Source organism: Chryseobacterium endophyticum (assembly GCF_056333165.1).
Map to the genome: position 1 here is coordinate 359,980 of NZ_JBWGXE010000004.1, position 17,311 is coordinate 377,290.

Annotated in this window: 15 protein-coding genes; 4 read left to right on the forward strand and 11 right to left on the reverse strand. The window is 38.8% G+C overall.

Annotation, left to right across the window (positions count from 1 at the left end; genetic code table 11):
* Positions 1-81: 81 nt before the first annotated feature.
* The 3 genes from rpsA to AC0N32_RS12030 form a co-directional block, all read right to left on the reverse strand.
* Positions 82-1,884: a 30S ribosomal protein S1 gene (gene rpsA, locus AC0N32_RS12020; RefSeq protein ID WP_476394102.1), complete on the reverse strand. Its 1,803-nt coding sequence runs from the start codon at positions 1,882-1,884 to the stop codon at positions 82-84.
* A gap of 184 nt (positions 1,885-2,068) precedes the next feature.
* A complete protein-coding gene (locus tag AC0N32_RS12025) occupies positions 2,069-4,621 on the reverse strand; it encodes a DEAD/DEAH box helicase family protein (protein WP_476394103.1) in 2,553 nt (850 codons plus the stop codon).
* Between the two features lie 4 nt (positions 4,622-4,625).
* Entirely contained in the window at positions 4,626-6,392 is a 1,767-nt protein-coding gene (locus tag AC0N32_RS12030) for a DNA methyltransferase (protein ID WP_476394104.1), read from the reverse strand.
* A gap of 123 nt (positions 6,393-6,515) precedes the next feature.
* Here AC0N32_RS12030 and AC0N32_RS12035 point away from each other — a divergent pair, with 123 nt between their 5' ends.
* The gene (locus tag AC0N32_RS12035) at positions 6,516-7,823 is read left to right on the forward strand and encodes a DEAD/DEAH box helicase (RefSeq protein WP_476394163.1); all 1,308 of its coding nucleotides are present in this window, start codon (positions 6,516-6,518) and stop codon (positions 7,821-7,823) included.
* Positions 7,824-7,893: 70 nt separating this feature from the next.
* On the opposite strand, the gene AC0N32_RS12040 is transcribed toward AC0N32_RS12035, so the two are convergent.
* Positions 7,894-8,787, reverse strand: a complete 894-nt coding sequence (locus tag AC0N32_RS12040) for an SMP-30/gluconolactonase/LRE family protein (protein WP_476394105.1) — start codon at positions 8,785-8,787, stop codon at positions 7,894-7,896.
* A 209-nt stretch (positions 8,788-8,996) separates the two neighbouring features.
* On the opposite strand from AC0N32_RS12040, the gene ccoG reads away from it, so the two are divergent.
* Positions 8,997-10,439 carry a cytochrome c oxidase accessory protein CcoG gene (ccoG, locus tag AC0N32_RS12045; RefSeq protein ID WP_476394106.1) on the forward strand — a complete coding sequence of 481 codons (1,443 nt, stop codon included), beginning with the start codon at positions 8,997-8,999 and terminating at the stop codon, positions 10,437-10,439.
* Between the two features lie 7 nt (positions 10,440-10,446).
* Here the strand turns inward: ccoG and AC0N32_RS12050 are convergent, their stop codons facing one another.
* Positions 10,447-11,325, reverse strand: coding sequence for an AraC family transcriptional regulator (locus AC0N32_RS12050; protein WP_476394107.1), 879 nt, complete (start codon positions 11,323-11,325; stop codon positions 10,447-10,449).
* 140 nt (positions 11,326-11,465) lie between these two features.
* Here AC0N32_RS12050 and AC0N32_RS12055 point away from each other — a divergent pair, with 140 nt between their 5' ends.
* Both AC0N32_RS12055 and AC0N32_RS12060 read left to right on the forward strand, forming a co-directional pair.
* A complete protein-coding gene (locus tag AC0N32_RS12055) occupies positions 11,466-11,810 on the forward strand; it encodes a MerR family transcriptional regulator (protein WP_029294276.1) in 345 nt (114 codons plus the stop codon).
* Between the two features lie 129 nt (positions 11,811-11,939).
* Positions 11,940-13,238, forward strand: coding sequence for a ComEA family DNA-binding protein (locus tag AC0N32_RS12060; RefSeq protein WP_476394108.1), 1,299 nt, complete (start codon positions 11,940-11,942; stop codon positions 13,236-13,238).
* Positions 13,239-13,295: 57 nt separating this feature from the next.
* Here AC0N32_RS12060 and rluF read toward each other — a convergent pair whose 3' ends face one another.
* The 6 genes from rluF to AC0N32_RS12090 all read right to left on the reverse strand — a co-directional run bounded on the left by rluF (position 13,296) and on the right by AC0N32_RS12090 (position 17,310).
* Positions 13,296-14,018, reverse strand: a complete 723-nt coding sequence (rluF, locus tag AC0N32_RS12065) for a 23S rRNA pseudouridine(2604) synthase RluF (protein ID WP_476394109.1) — start codon at positions 14,016-14,018, stop codon at positions 13,296-13,298.
* Positions 14,018-14,590 (reverse strand): hypothetical protein, encoded by a 573-nt coding sequence (locus AC0N32_RS12070; RefSeq protein WP_476394110.1) that lies wholly within the window; start codon positions 14,588-14,590, stop codon positions 14,018-14,020. The genes rluF and AC0N32_RS12070 overlap by 1 nt, the downstream gene beginning before the upstream one ends.
* On the reverse strand, positions 14,587-15,285 hold the full coding sequence (truB, locus tag AC0N32_RS12075; protein WP_476394111.1) for a tRNA pseudouridine(55) synthase TruB: 699 nt from the start codon (positions 15,283-15,285) through the stop codon (positions 14,587-14,589). Before truB ends, AC0N32_RS12070 begins: the two co-directional genes overlap by 4 nt.
* A 125-nt stretch (positions 15,286-15,410) precedes the next feature.
* Entirely contained in the window at positions 15,411-15,968 is a 558-nt protein-coding gene (locus AC0N32_RS12080) for an AAA family ATPase (protein ID WP_476394112.1), read from the reverse strand.
* Between the two features lie 148 nt (positions 15,969-16,116).
* On the reverse strand, positions 16,117-16,935 hold the full coding sequence (locus tag AC0N32_RS12085; RefSeq protein WP_476394113.1) for an undecaprenyl-diphosphate phosphatase: 819 nt from the start codon (positions 16,933-16,935) through the stop codon (positions 16,117-16,119).
* 75 nt (positions 16,936-17,010) lie between these two features.
* Positions 17,011-17,310, reverse strand: coding sequence for a DUF3098 domain-containing protein (locus AC0N32_RS12090; RefSeq protein ID WP_476394114.1), 300 nt, complete (start codon positions 17,308-17,310; stop codon positions 17,011-17,013).
* Position 17,311: the final 1 nt, after the last annotated feature.

Below are 17,311 nucleotides of genomic sequence, written 5' to 3' on the forward strand. Positions count from 1 at the left end.
AGCAAGTGATTTATTTTTTGTTAAATTAATAAAAAAAGCCACTCGATTGAGTGGCTCATATTTCAAAAATGGAGTTAAAGATTATTTACCTTCTTCCATTTTTCTTTTTAATTCTGCTAATGCATCGATATCTCCAAGAGTTGATCTTTCTTCATTGTTTGAAGACGACATATTATTGTTGTTAGATCTGTTGTTAGAAGATTCTCTCATGTTTTTCTTCTCTTCATCTCTGAAGATTCCTGTATGAGAAACTACTACTCTCTTGAATTCTTTGTTGAATTCAATTACTTTGAAATCAGCTTCTTCCCCTTTCTTGATTTTAGATCCGTCTTCCTTCTCTAATAATCTTGATGGGCAGAAAGCTTCAACCTCAGCATCCTCAAACTGTACAGAAGCACCTTTATCGTGTACTTCTACCGCTTTACCGGCGTGGATTGTTCCTTCAGCATATTTAGTTTCAAATGCATCCCAAGGGTTGTCAGTCAATTGCTTGTGACCTAAAGATAATCTTCTAGCCTGGATGTCAAGTTCAAGAACAACAACATCTAGTTTATCACCCACTGCACAGAATTCTGATGGGTGCTTGATTTTCTTAGTCCAAGAAAGATCAGAGATGTAGATTAAACCGTCGATTCCTTCTTCTAACTCTACGAATACACCAAAGTTAGTGAAGTTTCTTACGGTTCCTACATGCTTAGATCCTACCGGATACTTAGCTTCGATATTTTCCCATGGATCTTTGCTTAATTGCTTGATACCTAAAGAAATTTTTCTATCTTCTCTATCTAAAGTTAATACTTCAGCTTCAACTTCGTCACCTACTTTCACGAAGTCACCAGCAGATCTTAAGTGAGTAGACCAAGACATTTCAGAAACGTGGATCAATCCTTCTACACCTGGAGCGATTTCTACAAATGCACCGTAGTCAGCAAGAACCACTACTTTTCCTTTTACTTTATCTCCAACTTTTAAGTCAGCAGAAAGAGCATCCCAAGGATGAGCTTCTAATTGCTTCATACCCAATTGGATTCTTGTTTTCTCATCATCAAAGTCAAGGATAACCACTTTTACAGTCTGTCCGTCCTCAAGGATTTCAGATGGGTGGTTCACTCTAGACCAAGAAAGGTCTGTAATGTGGATCAATCCATCAACACCTCCAAGGTCGATGAATACCCCGTAAGAAGTAATATTCTTAACAGTACCTTCAAGAACCTGTCCTTTTTCAAGCTGAGCGATGATTTCTTTTTTCTGACCTTCGATATCTGCTTCGATCAATGCTTTGTGAGATACTACTACGTTTTTGAACTCAGGGTTGATTTTCACAACTTTGAACTCCATAGTCTTACCTACGAACTGATCATAATCTTTAATTGGCTTAACGTCGATCTGAGAACCTGGTAAGAATGCTTCGATTCCGTGTACGTCAACGATCATACCTCCTTTAGTTCTTGATTTTACAAAACCGTTTACGATTTCACCTGTTTCGTGAAGCTCGTTTACTTTATCCCAAGCTTTAAGCGTTCTTGCTTTTCTGTGCGATAACTGTAACTGACCAGTTTTGTCTTCTCTTCGGTCAACCATTACTTCTACCTCGTCTCCTACTTTAAGACCTTGGTTGTAACGGAATTCGTTAAGAGAAATAACACCTTCGGATTTGAAGTTGATGTCTACGATCGCTTCTTTGTCAGTTAATCTTACTACTTTTCCAACCAATACGTCATTATCGTCAAGGTTGTTTAAAGATCCGTTGTAGATTTCTTCAAGATCGCTTTTTTCTTTTCTCGCATCTGCATCAAGACCTGATTCGAAAGAATCCCAGTCAAATTGTTCCGGTGCTACGTTTTGGTTTAATAAAACCTCTGCTGAATTTGTCTCTTTTGACATTTTCTAATAAAATTTGTATTCCTTCTCTTCCAACGGTCTGAATAAATGTGAATTGAAAAATACGGAAGTAATTAATTTTTAGTTGTTTACTCTTCAAACCTTTTCGTCACAAAAGTGGGTGCAAAGATAATGAATTTTAATGACAATACCTAAAAATTATTCAACATCAGCTCATTACAAAAAATCAGCCTGCCAGAGTTTCATCCAGGATCCTTTTAAATTCATTTTCATTCCCGTAATTGTAAAAAGGAATGGCTCTGATCAGATAATGATCCGTATGAATTTCTATTGTCTTCTTTTCCTGCCCTATCTCCTTCAAAAAATCTTCTTTCCATTGATCATGTCCGATCAGGTGTGAGCCTTTAGGCTCAATAAAAACCTGGTAAGTAATCTGCTTATCTTCCCTTTTGCTGCAGAACAGGATAAAATCCGGTTCAAAAGCGCGGCCGTATCTGTCAAATATTTTAATTTCCCTTTCATTACGGATCAGATGGATGTTATGAAGTTTCTGGTTAAGGCTTTTAAAACGTCTTGAGAAAAGTTCAACAAACTTTTTTTCTTCCTCAGTTCCGTAGTTCGCATTGTAAGCATACCAGGGTTCTACCGAAATAAGTTCCTCCTGTCCGTTTGCCCTGGGGCTTCCCTTCCCGACCCTGATCTCTTTATCTCTGAAAACCTGATGAATGGGCTGCGGATAAAATGCGGAACCCTCGTATTCCGTAGCATTATTTTTTATTTCCGTTTCTATATTCTGCAACAAACCGCTGACGGCCTGCAGATAATCGGAATGCGAAATTTCCTGAAGCCGGCCTTCGGTTCCTATAAATGTTATTTCCAAACCGCCAAGATAGTGTTCATTCACAATAAATTCTGTGATGGAAGCTAAATTCGGAAAATAACGGCACAGGTTCCCAAAATAATAAAAAGGGTTCCGGCTCAATGCATATCGGACAACGTGCTTTGGAATATCTTTGATTCCTACTGCTCCGGATTTTATCGGATGATCGGACAAAACGATGCTTTCTTCATCCAGAAATATGCTTGAAGCACTTCCCCCGCCCGACGAAAGCGGATACCGGAAATTGGTTTGGGTAACACCCATATCTCCAATGGATTTTACATGGCCAAACGTTTTAGGGATTTTCTTATTGGAAAACACAACGCCTTTTTTATACAGCTCGGAAGCTTTAAAAACGGGTTTTAAAGTCAATTGCTTTGTTACAAGCTGCGCTTCATCTTCATAGATCCCGGATTCCACCAAGGCTCTTTTAAGCTCCGAAATATACCTACTGTCTTCTTTGGTATGGTAATAAAGTTCCTCCAGAACCTTCAGATCATTTGAAATGTCTTCATCATATTTCCTGACGTACAATTCATCTCCATCATTTACTGCAAAGGGAAAATATCTTGCGCCGCGGCCTATCAGCTGTGCTTCGGATAAAGTGGTTTTCCCGGGTTTGCCGTCCTTACCGTCACGGTCTTCATATAATCGAACAATATCGAACAGATTTAATACATCCCAGCCTTCATTGAGCTTCTGAACGGCAAATATGGCACGGATCGGATTATTTTCATCTTCCAGCGTATTCAGTAAAATCTGATTTTTCTCCGTCTCCAGGTCATTATTGGCACTGAGACAATTCTCATCCCGGAAATTTGACCGTATCCGGCGGACCATATCAGTCAAAGAAACATTATGCTTACTAAAAAACTGAAAAGCCTTCTGAACCACCGAAACCGTCGATGTTTTCCTGATGTGTTCTACCATTGTTTCCGAGAGGTTTTCAACCAGCTTGTGGAAATTTTCTTTGTTGACTTCGGATTCTTTAATGGTTCTCTTTGCTTTAAAAAGAATTACCGGTTTCAGATTAATATGATGAAATGCAGCCAGCTCCTGCCGGTACAGATTAAGGATCAGCGCCTGGATAATCCTGTCTTTTTCATCATACATCGAACGGACCAGATTGATTTCCTTGGAGAATTTATCTTTCCTGAACCGGACCAGATCGTATTTGTAAATTACCTTGTTTTTATATTTATCTGCGATCTGCCGGCTTTCGTAATCCAGAGTAGCTGTAAATTCAAGGAGAATATTATTGAAGTTCTGATGAAGGACCTGCAGGACGGTCTCTTCCCAACTTCCGAAGAGATTTCCGCTTTTGGTACCGCTGTTCAGATGATGGGCTTCGTCGGCGATCAGCACCAATTCTTTATTGGCAAAATCTTCGTAGGTGATGCTGTTTTCTTTGGTATTGTTTAAATCGATGTGCAACTGCTGAATGGTGGTAAACTTGATGTTGATATTTTCCTGATCGGATTCGTCGAAATTATCGATCGGCTTTATAAAAACCTCTTTCCCGTCAATCACCATCTTTTCTTTAAATAGATATTTTGAAGTCTGCGGACTCAGGAAATTATCTTTGGTTTTCTGAATGATGTTATTGCTGTTGACGAAAAATAAAAAATTCCGGTAGCCTTTTGCATAAAGGTGAAGCATCAAACCGGCCATCACCATCGTTTTTCCGCTTCCGGTCGCCATATTATACAGAAGATGCAGCGGCTTACCCGGTTTTCCGTCAAAATTTTCCTGTTCGGTATATAAGTAACGCCTGAACGCCTCTTCCTGATACGGGCGGATCCCGAATTTGAGGTTATCGGTTATTCCATTGGGCAACAGCACTTCTGATAAGGCTTTCCGAGCAAACGGATGATCAAATAAATCATGTAAATGTTCCATGGCATTAGTTTTTGATCTGATAAAATTCTTTGGTCACTTTTTGCTCTTCCGTAGTACATTCAAAACCGGCATCATGAAGGGAGGACAGGTTTACATACAGCTGATTTTTATCAAGCAGTTCGCACAGATGCTGCTTTTGTTCTTTTAATGATAATCTTTTAAAATCCTCCAGATGCTGTTCCTGCTTTTTAAGATCGATATTATAATTAAGGAAAGATTTTTCTTTCATTTCTTCCCAGATAACCAGAAGCTGTTCCGCATCTTCAGCGGCTTCAATTTTTTCCAGAAAATTTTGGTTGTATTTTTTGAGCTCGAAATAAACGAAGGAACCGCCGCCCTGCCAGTTGACCGATTTAGAAATGCCTGTCAAACTACCTTTTATTACATTATATAAACGTTCACAGGTAAATTCTTCAATATAATCCATTTGTTCGATCCCAATATATTGCCGATTTAGCTTATGTGATGCTGCTACTGTCGTTCCTGTCCCTAAATGAAAATCTAAAACAATATCATTCCTATCTGTTGTCATTTCAATTATTCTCTTTAATAATTCTTCAGGCTTTTGACCTCCTGAAAAATCTCTTAATAGTTCAGTATGTTTTGATTGATTTAATTTATATGCTCTAGGATCTGCATAAACCTGCTTAATATCAGTCCATACTGTTGATAATGGAATTCCTTTACTTTCGTCCAAATATTGTTTTTCCCATAAACTATTTCCATGATGATCCTTTCCACGCATTCTTTTTCGATAAATTCTTCCATCTTCATCTTTGTATTTAAACCAGTCTTTTATATATTTTTCCGAATATTCTATATGTATTTTGTTTTGTTTTCTACTCGGATAATTTTTAGCATAATGTAGAATTGTGTCATGTATATTAACGGGTTTAGAACCAGATGCTCTACCACCAGAAGGTGATCCGTATGCCCATATTAATTCCTCAACAAAATTTTCTCTTCCAAATATTTCGTCGCAAAGTATTTTCAAATAATGAATTTCATTAATATCAATGTGGATAAAAATATTACCATCACTACTTAAAAGTTCTTTAGCAATATTTAATCTATTTCTCATAAAAGTCAGCCAAGAAGAATGATTATATCTATCATTATATTTAAATGAATCATTTCCTGTATTAAATGGCGGATCAATATAAATCAGCTTCACTTTTCCGGCGAATTCTTTCTTTAGGGAATGCAGGGCCAGTAAATTATTTCCTTTAATGATCAGGTTATCGGTAATGGTGCCGTTTTCACTTCTGTTAAAGCGATCAAAATTGTGTTCGCCACCTGCATCAAAACGTTTGGCATTGGTCAGCACTTTGGAATCCAGCAGTTCGGTAATTTCATCCTGCGCCAGGGTTTCGTTGAAGAAAATTTCTTCGCGTTTGTCTTCTTCCCGGCTTTGGCCGCCTTCCAGAACGCAGTCTTTGAAAGGCCATACCAAAGCCACTTCATTGCGCTGTTTCAGGTACTGCCCGTCAACCGTTAAGCCCACTTTGTTTTTAAATTGGGTATAGCTGTCGTTGAGGTAATTTTTCTGTTCGAGAAACTGGATGAAAAGACTTTGCTTGAAAACGAAGGCCTCTTTCACTTTCATGAAAAACTTTTCCTTTAAGTCGGGATCTTCCAGCAGCAATCCGATAAGTTCTTCGTCAAGATTCTGTGCTTTGCTGAGCACTACCCATTTCTTAATGTCTCCGTTGTCCGAAATGTAGTTCGGTTCCTTTCTGAACTGATTTTCGAGGGTCTGATAGAGTTTCATGGTCATTAGTTTTTTAAATTTCCTGATTCAAAACTATCATCAAAAATTTACACTTCATTACGGTTTCCCATAAAACTCAGACTATTGAAGTTGAAGCCCGAATTTCTTCACTACCTTTGCACCATGGAATTAGAATCGATCTACAAAAAACTGCAGATTCAGGAAATGAATCAGATGCAGAAATCTACTTATAAAACGACGGAAAATAACCAGGACGTCGTACTGCTATCTCCAACAGGCTCAGGGAAAACGCTGGCATTTCTGTTTCCTGTTCTCAGAAATCTTAAAAAGAATGCGCCCGGAATTCAGACTTTGATCTTAATTCCTTCAAGAGAATTGGGACTACAGATCGAGCAGGTTTTCAAATCGATGGGAACCGATTTTAAAGTTTCGGTTTGCTACGGTGGTCACGACAAGAAGATTGAAGTTAATAATTTAATTCAGGCTCCGGCAGTTTTAATCGGTACGCCCGGAAGAATTGTATACCATTTAAGAAATAACAATTTCGATCCTAAAACGATTCAGACGTTGGTATTGGATGAATTCGACAAAGCGCTCGAACTGGGTTTTCATAAAGATATGGAATTCATTTCCCATTCTTTAAAAAATATTTCACAAAGAATTCTGACTTCTGCAACCGCAATGGATGAAATTCCTGAGTTTACAGGATTGAAAAATGAAAAAGTAGTTGATTTTTTAAAACTGGGTGAAGGAAAGCCGGATATTCAGTTAAAAAAGGTAATGACGATTTCCGAAGAAAAATTAGATACGCTGTTTAATCTGATCTGCAAGATCGGCAATAAAAGAACATTGATTTTTTGTAATCACAGAGAAGCGGTTGACCGTATTTCTGAACTTTTGCGTGAAAAAGGAATCGACAGAGAAACTTTCCATGGCGGAATGGAACAAGACGAAAGAGAACGTGCTTTGCTAAAATTCAAAAACGATTCTGCGAGGATTTTGATTACTACCGATCTGGCCTCAAGAGGCCTGGATGTTCCTGAGGTTGAATCTATTGTACATTATCAATTACCTTATCAGGAAGACGCTTTTATCCACCGGAATGGCCGTACGGCAAGGATGAATGCAAAAGGCTTCGTCTATCTGATCATGACGGCGGAAGAAAATTTCCCGTTCATTAAAAATGATACTCCGGAGGAAAGTGTTGCAGGATTTACTAAAGTGCCGGAAAAACCGCATTTCCAGACCGTTTACATCAGTGCCGGAAAAAAAGATAAAGTCAATAAAGTGGATATCGTAGGCTACCTGCTGAAAAAAGGAGAATTGGAAAAAGAAGATGTCGGACTAATTGAAGTGAAAGATACAACTTCCTATGTTGCCGTTTCCAGGAGTAAAGTCAGTACCCTTCTGGAAAAGCTTGCCAACGAAAAGCTGAAAGGTAAGAAAGTGAAAATGGAAGTGGCTTATTAAGATTAAAATTAAAGCGAAGGCAGAGATTAAGGTTGCATTAAGTCACATCTCTGCCTTAGGTTTAACCTTATTACTTCACTCCCTTTACTTTGGTTGGTAAAGTATAAACCGATTTTGAGGCTGTTATAAACAATACATCATTGTTTTTTCCACCGAATGTTACATTGCCCGTCCAGTCTTCATCAATAGGAATATGATAGATTTTCTTCCCTTCGTGATTGAAAACATGCACACCTTTTCCTGTCAGATAAACGTTTCCGTGCTTGTCCATGGTCATCCCGTCCGAACCCATTTCACAAAACAATTTCTTTTCAGAAAGCTTTCCCTCTCCCAAAATGTCATACACATAGGTTTTCCCGGCATCTATATCAGAAACATACAGCTTTTTGAATTTTTCGCTTCCGACAATCCCATTGGGCTGTGTGAAGGTTTCAATCTTTGAAACACTTCCATCCTTGCTTCTGTAATAAAGGCTTTTATGAGGGATTTCCTGTTTAAAATCCTTCCAGTAATCCCTTTCGTACAACGGATCGGTAAAATACATCCCTCCGAACTTATCGTTCCAGACGTCATTCGGGCCGTTCAATCTTTTACCTTCAAAATCTTTCAGTAAGACCTGAACTTTTTTATCTTTTGAGATTTTCCATATTTCACCATGGTTGTCGGAGCAGGTGATCAGGTTGTCATCTTTGTCGAAATGCGTTCCGTTGGCTCTGCCGGCTTCACTTAAAAATTCAACAATCTTGTTTGTTTTCCAGTCCCAGTAATAAATTTTATCGTTAGGCTGATCGGTGAAATAAACATTGCCTTCTTTATCCGAGGAAGGGCCTTCTGTAAATTTGAACTGATCCGAAATTCTTTCCGGCTTTACATCTTCATAGAACATATTATTAGTATTTACTGATTTGCAGTTTGTTAATACTAAAACCAAACCAACCGGGACAAGCCGCAGGATATTTTTCATACAACGCTAAATTTTAAACGCACAATTTACGATTTGTTGCATCACATTCAAAGATTATTTTCTCATTTCTATACAATAAAAAACGGAATTAATATGTCCGAATAATCCTATTTAAAGAGAATATGATATTAGGAACGAAAATCTTTATTCATGAGCTTTGCAGAAGCCGGAAGAGTCGTTCATTCCGGTTTAATATTAATGATAAAACGATGAATATACAATCCGACAGCTTTCAGGCACTGGAAAAAGACGACCAGGGTTTCAGGAATTCAGTAGGCACCATGGATGAAACGGGGAAGAGAAAATGGGTATATCCCAGAAAGCCGAAAGGTAAATTTACCAATTACAGGAACTATACAAGCATTTTTCTTCTCACGCTTTTCTCTGGATTACCTTTTGTAAAAATCAATCACAATCCGTTTTTGCTGTTCAATGTGATCGACCGGAAATTTTTTATTTTCGGACAGCCGTTTTACCTTCAGGATTTTTTTATTCTTGCTTTAGGAGCTGTGACTTCCGTGATTTTTGTGATGCTTTTCACGGTGGTTTTCGGGAGGATCTTCTGCGGCTGGCTTTGTCCGCAAACCATCTTTATGGAAAGTGTATTCCGGAAAATAGACTTCTGGATCGAGGGCGACCGAAATAAGCAGATGAAGCTCGACCGACAGGAATGGAATGCTGAAAAAATCAGAAAGAGACTTTTAAAATGGTTCATATTTGCCGTTATTTCAATCGTGATCACCAACTTTATGTTTATATACATTGTCGGCTATGAAGAAGTTTTCCGGATCATCACTCAGGGGCCAGTGGAAAATCCGCTGAAATTTTCAGCCATGATCGCCTTTTCCGCTACATTTTATTTTGTATTTGCCTGGCTTCGTGAGCAGGTTTGCACATTAGTTTGCCCTTACGGAAGGCTGCAGGGTGTACTGATCGATAAAAACACCATCAACGTATATTACGATTTCAAAAGAGGCGAAAACCGTTCAAAGTGGAGAAACAATGAAGACCGTAAAGCGGAAGGAAAGGGTGACTGTATCGACTGCAACCAATGTGTGGTCGTTTGCCCTACAGGAATTGACATCAGAAACGGTCAACAGCTGGAATGTGTAAACTGCACAGCCTGCATTGATGCCTGCGATGAAATCATGGAGAAAGTCGGACTTCCGAAAGGACTCATCCGGTACGCTACAGAGGCCGAAATCGAAAATCGGGAGACATTCAGGTTCACGCCAAGAATGAAAGCCACTGCCGTTTTCTTAGCTTTACTGATAGGATTTTTAGGATTTCTGATGTACGACAGAGGTTCAATGGAAGCGAAATTCATTAAACCTGCAGGCTCAACATTTTTCATTAAAAACGGAAAAATAACAAATACTTTTATTTATACCCTTTTAAATAAATCCAATGAAAAGAAAACCTTAACCATAAAAGTTTTAAACCCTGAAAATGCAGAAATAGAATTCTTCGGCAATGAAAAAATCATGTTAAAGGGAGATCAGATCTTAAAAGGAAATATCAATATTTCGTTCCCCGAAAAAGATATTAAATTTTCAAAACAAAATATGACGATCGGAGTTTTTGATGAAAAAGGAAATCTCGTAGATTCTTTCGAGACCGTATTTGAAGGACCTTTCCAGCTGGTGTTATGATTTTTTATTATGCTTTATATATTTTGATAAACTGCGTCGGTGTCATTCCGGAAAATTTTCTGAAAACCCGTACAAAATAGGAATATTCTTCATATCCGAGACGGAAGGCGATATCCACGAGGCTTTCATCCAGATGAATCAGCATTCTTTTGGCTTCAAGGACTACCATTTCCGTAATCAGATCCGTGGCCTTCTTCTGAACCACCGTCTGAATAATCCTGTTCAGGTGTTTCGGGGAAATATTCATTGCGGAGGCATAAAACGAAACCGATTTTTCCGTGGTGAAATTTTCTTCCAGCAAATCTTCAAAATCCTGGTAATGCTTAAAATATGAAAGTCCCGCCGAAGAGGAAAGATGATCAAAATCCCTGGAAAAAAGCCGCATGGAAGAAATAAATACCTGCGACAATAAAGACAATATGAACCCGTTTTTCATCAGGTTGTGAGCATGGTATTCCTTTTCAAGATCCTGAATCATACCGATAAAGTCCTGTAAATGACCATCAAGCTGAAGTTTCCTGGGAAAATGAACCGATCCGAAGAAAGGAAAGCTCCGTAGTTTCTGGTTTACATAATGCATTTCATAAAAATTCTGCGAGCAAAAGAAAATGTAGCCATCGATATCCGCGGAGAGTTCCCAGCTGTGGATCTGGCCGGGAGACATGAAAAAGAGACTTCCCGGAGCGACCTCATATTTCTGGAAATCTATTTCATGAATCCCATCTCCGTGTGTAAAAAGAATCGTGGCATAAAAGTCGTGACGGTGAGGTTTTTCGAGATGACGGTGGCCGACAACCAAATGGTTTTTCAGCGTACTGAAATAAAAATCAGAAGTATTCCTGCCCCCCTGAAACAAATCAATATTCAGTACCGAAATAGAATTCATTATGATTTTATTTAAATTCAAAAATAATAAAAAAACAGGGACAAAAATCAATGACTTTTATCGTCTATCATCAATTTTCAAAGGCTGTATGGCTGATGAGATTTAAAAAATTTTTATCTTTGAACATTACGATTCCGAAAATGAAGATAAATTTACCAGATAAGCTGTATTATTCCATAGGAGAAGTTGCGAAAGCATTTGATGTAAACACTTCATTGATACGCTATTGGGAACAGGAATTCCCCATCATTAAGCCTAAAAAAAACAAAAAAGGCAACCGTTATTTCACTCCGGAAGATATCAAAAACCTTCAGATCATTTATCACCTGGTCAAGGAAAAAGGATATACGCTCGACGGAGCCAAAATAGCATTAACCACCAACAGTAAAATTTCAGAAACCATCACCCTGATCGACAGGCTCGAGTTTGTAAAAGCGGAACTGTTGAAACTTAAGGATTCTCTGGTGGAAAAAGACAGCGAATAGGTAAAATTTTTATACAAAATCTTTATATCGGTTAATTTTCTGAAACAAATTCCTACATTTATATTCTAAAATCATCCAATTGTAACGGACTCATTGCTAATCATTAACAGAATGATTAAGTTTACCGCAATGAAAAAAAGTTATTACCAAAAGCTGGCATTCCTGGGACTGCTGTTAATCGTTTTCTTTGCTTTTCAAACTTACAGAAGCCGTGAAAAGGAGGACTTTTCCGATGTACATTTCATCACTGCCAATTCTCCGGTTTTAGAACTTGCGGAATTCAATCCCAATGATCTGGATGAAAAACAATGGCAGAATCTGGGCTTTACTGAAAAGCAGACGGCTACTATTCTCAATTACAAAAAAGTTGTCGGAGGGCAGTTTTTATCCAAAGAACAGTTCAGGAAATGCTTTGCTGTGTCCGGTGAAAAGTTCACGGAGCTTGAACCCTATATTCTTTTGCCGGAGAATAACCGTGAAGCCAAATCCGTTAGCTTCAAAAGTTTTGAAAAGAAGTCCGTTACGGTTTCCAAAAAATTCAATCCGGATCTTTATTCAGTAAATGACTGGATGAAAATGGGATTTTCGGACCGCCAGGCCCAGGCGATTATCAAATACAAAGATTATCTGGGAGGCAGCTTTGTGAGCAAAGAGAAATTCGGGGAATGTTTTATCATCAGTGAAGAAAACTTTAAGAAAATGAATCCGTATCTGATTTTACCTGAAAAAACACCTGCCAACTACAAAAAATACCCTGGAAATTTGGCGAAAAACAAAATTCAATACCATCCTTTCGATCCCAACACCCTGAATTTCGAAGACTGGAAAGCTCTCGGCTTTTCCGACAAACAGGCTCAAACCATTGTTAATTATCGTGATCGGAATTTGAAAGGAAGTTTTAAAAGTACAGAAGATATCCAAAGATGTTTTGTTATTTCTGCTGAAAAGTTCGATGAAATGAAACCTTTTATCAGATTAAATCCGGCAACAACTGCCAACATTCATCAAAATCAAAGCGCTGAAATCAGGCAGCAGGAAAAAACTGATTTTTCTAAAATTGATTTAAATTCAATTACCTTTAAACAGCTTTTAGAATTCGGTTTCGATGAAAAAGCGGCCGGTTCGATGATTGGCTTCCGGAAAAAATTAGGTGGTTTTGTAAGTAAAGAGCAAATTCTGACGACTTACAATATCGATCCCGAACTGACGCAAAAACTGCTTGCCATGGCTCAGCTAAACACCTCAAATGTTCTGAAATACACCTTAACCTACGCTCCGGAAGAGTGGCTGAAAAACCATCCCTATTTCAAATATTCCGCAGATAAAATCATTTTCTACAGGCTCACTGAAAAAGACGAAAAGAAAATCTGGAAACTACTGAAAACCAAGCCTGAATATGAAGCAAGAATGAAACTATACCTAAAATAATTTATGATGTTTATTTATTGAGATGCCAAGTGTAAAGCCCAAGCATCTCAATTTTTTTTAATCATAGGTCTTACTTGAATCTTCAACAAGCTTCTGGAGCGTTGAGAGCTCGTATTCGGTAAGATCTCTCCATTTTCCGATGGGTAGATCTAATTTTATGTTTAAAACCCGGATCCGTTTCAGCTTTTTAACTTCATAGCCCAGGTATTCGCACATCCTTCTGATCTGTCGGTTTAATCCCTGTGTTAAAACGATCCGGAAATTCATTTCGTCAATTTTTTCAACCTCGCACTTTTTGGTGACCGTATCTAAAATCGGAACGCCGTTTCTCATTTTATCGAGAAATTTTGGGGTAATCGGCTTGTCTACCCTTACGATATATTCTTTCCCGTGATTATTCCGTGACCTCAAGATTTTATTGACAATATCGCCATCGCTTGTCAGCAGTATCAGGCCTTCGCTTGGTTTATCCAGACGTCCGATAGGAAAAATTCTTTTCGGATGGTTGATGTAGTCGATGATATTATTTTGTTCCCTTTTGGTATCGGTGGTACACACAATACCGATAGGTTTATTGAAAGCTATATAAACATGGTCTTCTTCAGGTTCTCGGATCGGTTTGCCATCGACTTCGATCACGTCTTCATCAGAAACTTTGGTTCCCATTTCGGGAATTTTCCCGTTGATTGTAATTCTTCCTTCCTCCAAAAGCTTATCTGCCGCTCTTCTTGAGCAGTAACCCACTTCTGAAAGATATTTATTGATGCGTGTTTTTTCCATTAATCTTCTCCGTAACCTGTATAATTTTTATTGCTGAATATCGTCACTCCATAACTCAGTCCCAGGAAAAAAGGATTTGAATTTCCCAGTCTCTGCGTTTCCAGAACAATACCTCCTTCCTGGCTAAGCCGTTTGGAATAAGAGACCTGCATTCCCAGTCTTACGCCATAAAATTCAGCGTCGGAAACGACCGCATTGTTAAGCTGCTTGCCATAATTCAATTCGATATAAAAAGGCCTGTCGCCCGGATCAAAGATGAACTTAGGCTGGACTACCAGATAAATCAGATGATAGTTGTCCTGAATAAAACTGTATCTGAATCCGGTTCCGAGGGCAAAGTTAGGAAGAAAATTATAACCGCCAATGGCCGTGATTCCGTAATTGATCTTCCTGGGAGGTTCAGTTTTGATATATTGCGTGTTATTCGGGATATCTTTTTCTTTATTAAGTTTAAAACCGATATTTAAGGACGGATTAAAATAAAATCCCATTGTTTTTGACGTTTTAGCTTCCTGAGAAAAGGCAATCGAGAAAGAAACTAAAAGTGATAGTAAAAGTAATTTTTTTTTCATGGTATATTAAATTGAAAATCATTTTCAAGGAAATCAGTCGTTGCATTTTCAACGCTGTATTCACCGATTTTTGTTCGCCTTAACTGAGTAAGATACGCTCCTACTCCGAGTTCCTGCCCGATATCATGAGCCAGGCTTCGGATATAAGTTCCTTTTGAACAGCCAACGGTAAAACTTACCAACGGTAAATTGATTGTAACATCATCAATATAGAAAATCGTTGTTTTGCGGGATTTCATTTCCACTTCATGGCCTGCTCTCGCAAGATCGTAAGCTCTTTTCCCTTCGATTTTTATGGCAGAGAATACCGGCGGTGTCTGATCTATTTCGCCAATAAATTTCAGCAAGGCTTCCCTGATTTGATCTTCCGTAATATGTGAAATATCCTGATGAAGAATTTCAGGTTTTTCGGTGTCGTAAGATTCGGTCTGAACGCCAATTTTGATTTCTGTCCAGTATTCTTTCGGCGCATCCTGAATTTCAGGAATTTTTTTTGTGAATTTTCCACAGCAGACGATCAGAAGACCGGTTGCTCTCGGATCCAGCGTGCCGGCATGCCCGATTTTGAATTTTTTAGGAAGATTAAACTCTCTCCTGAGCTTGTATTTCATTTTATTGACGGCCTGAAATGATGTCCAATCCAAAGGTTTGTCCAATAAAAATATATGTCCTGATTGTAAGTCTTCTGCAGTCATTTTTAAGTAATTGAATCGGTAATGATTTCAGTTTGATTTATATAGTATGAGACAGCATATTCAGCGTAAGCCGGATAAGCCGGCCTGGCCACTACAATGCCTTTATCTTTTTTCACTGGCGCTTTTTACGGAATTTTAATTTCTAAATTACTGAGCTTACGCACAACCAGCCGCTCTCTTTCCTGAACAGTCTGTGTACCTTCTATTCTAAGTACTGGGCTCTGCAAATGCTCCAGCCAGTCGTTATGTGCACGGAGATTCCGGCCAGCAAGACCGGTTACATGATCATAGCCGGCCGCCCAATCGATAAATGCCTGATGTTGCTCCGCTCTCTGATCATCAGTAAAAATAAGATCTCCATACCTTTCATATTCCCGTTCTTTCAGCCGTTTCATCCTGATTTCAGGCGGCACATAAAGAAAAACAACAAGATCAAAGCCGGGCAACAACTCTTCTCCCCATCGGAATACAGAACCTCCGAGGATCCAATGTTCAGTTGTTTCCAGATCCGTGATGAGCATCCGGTTTCTTTCCTCCGGTTCCCGTTTTACGGTGAAAGGCGGCTCTGACTTTATCCAGAAGTAGTCATCACTGTCAAAATAAGTAATGCCCAGTTTCTGTTCCAATGAACGGCCCAGCGTAGTAACCCCGCTTCCCGAAGCTCCGAAAATATGCAGTTTCATTGTTTCTGTCTCTTTAGTATGATTATATGTGCTGTCCGCAGCCCGACTTGAGCGGAGCTCTTTTTACCGGCGCAAAGCGGCGGTAAAAAAGCGGGAGCGGAAGGCGGATCCAGCTGCCCCATAATAAAAAATTATAAAAAAACCGCATTTAACTGAACCAGTAAAAATAGATCAGTAAAGCGATACCAACGAAAATACGGTACCAGCCCCATGGTTTGAAGCCATACTTATTTAAAACGCCGATGAATGCTTTAATGGCGATCAACGCCACAACAAAAGCCACAACATTCCCTACAATAAAAATGGTCATATGATCCTGTGATGCCATGATCATTTCGTAACCTTTCTGTGGATTTGCCGTTTCTTTACCCCAGGTTTTTACAAAAACAGAATAAACGGTAACGGCTAACATCGTCGGTACTGCCAGGAAGAATGAAAATTCCGCCGCTGCTTTCCTTGTCAGTCCCTGTGTCATTCCGCCTATGATGGAAGCTGCACTGCGGCTGGTTCCCGGCATCATGGCCAGACATTGCCAAAAGCCAATGGTGATCGCTTTTTTGATGGTAATTCCTTTTTCATCGTCAATTTTAGGGTTTTTAAACCATTGATCTGCAAATAACAAAATAACACCGCCCAATACCAGAACAGAAGATATAGCGATCTGATTTCCGAGAACAGCTTCAATTCTGTCATCAAAAAGATATCCCAACACCAAAGCGGGAATTACGGCAAAAGCTAATTTAAAATAAAACTGTAAATTTTTCAGGTCAAAGAATTTTTTCCAGTAAGCCACCACCACAGACAGAATCGCTCCAAACTGAATGGAAACCTGAAACATTTTTAAAAATTCTGTTTCTTCAAGCCCCATTAAATTAGCCGTAAAACCCATGTGTGCGGTTGAAGAAATCGGGAGGTATTCTGTTAATCCCTCAATGATAGCAATGATGATTGCTTTGATTAAATCCATAAAACTTTTGTTTTTATCAAAAAAAACTTTGTCAAAGTTCAGAACCTTGACAAAGCGGTATGGTGTAATGTCTAATTATTTTCTTTTTAAAATCGCGTAAACTTCAATCGCAAAACCAATAACCACGAATAATGGTGCAATTCTGATTCTGCGGATGGAGAAGATATCCTCGTTCCAGGAATCCGGATTAAATTTTCCGTCTACGGTATTGGCGTCATGCCCCATCATCAGGAGAAAACCTACCACAATGAAGGCAAGCCCGATCAGCATCCATTTAAAGTTTTCCTTTCCAAAATAAAATGTATTTTCCTGAGGGGTTTCAGCAGTTTCTTTTCCAAAGCTGTCTGCGGAAAATTTATTTGTTTTTTTGCTCATT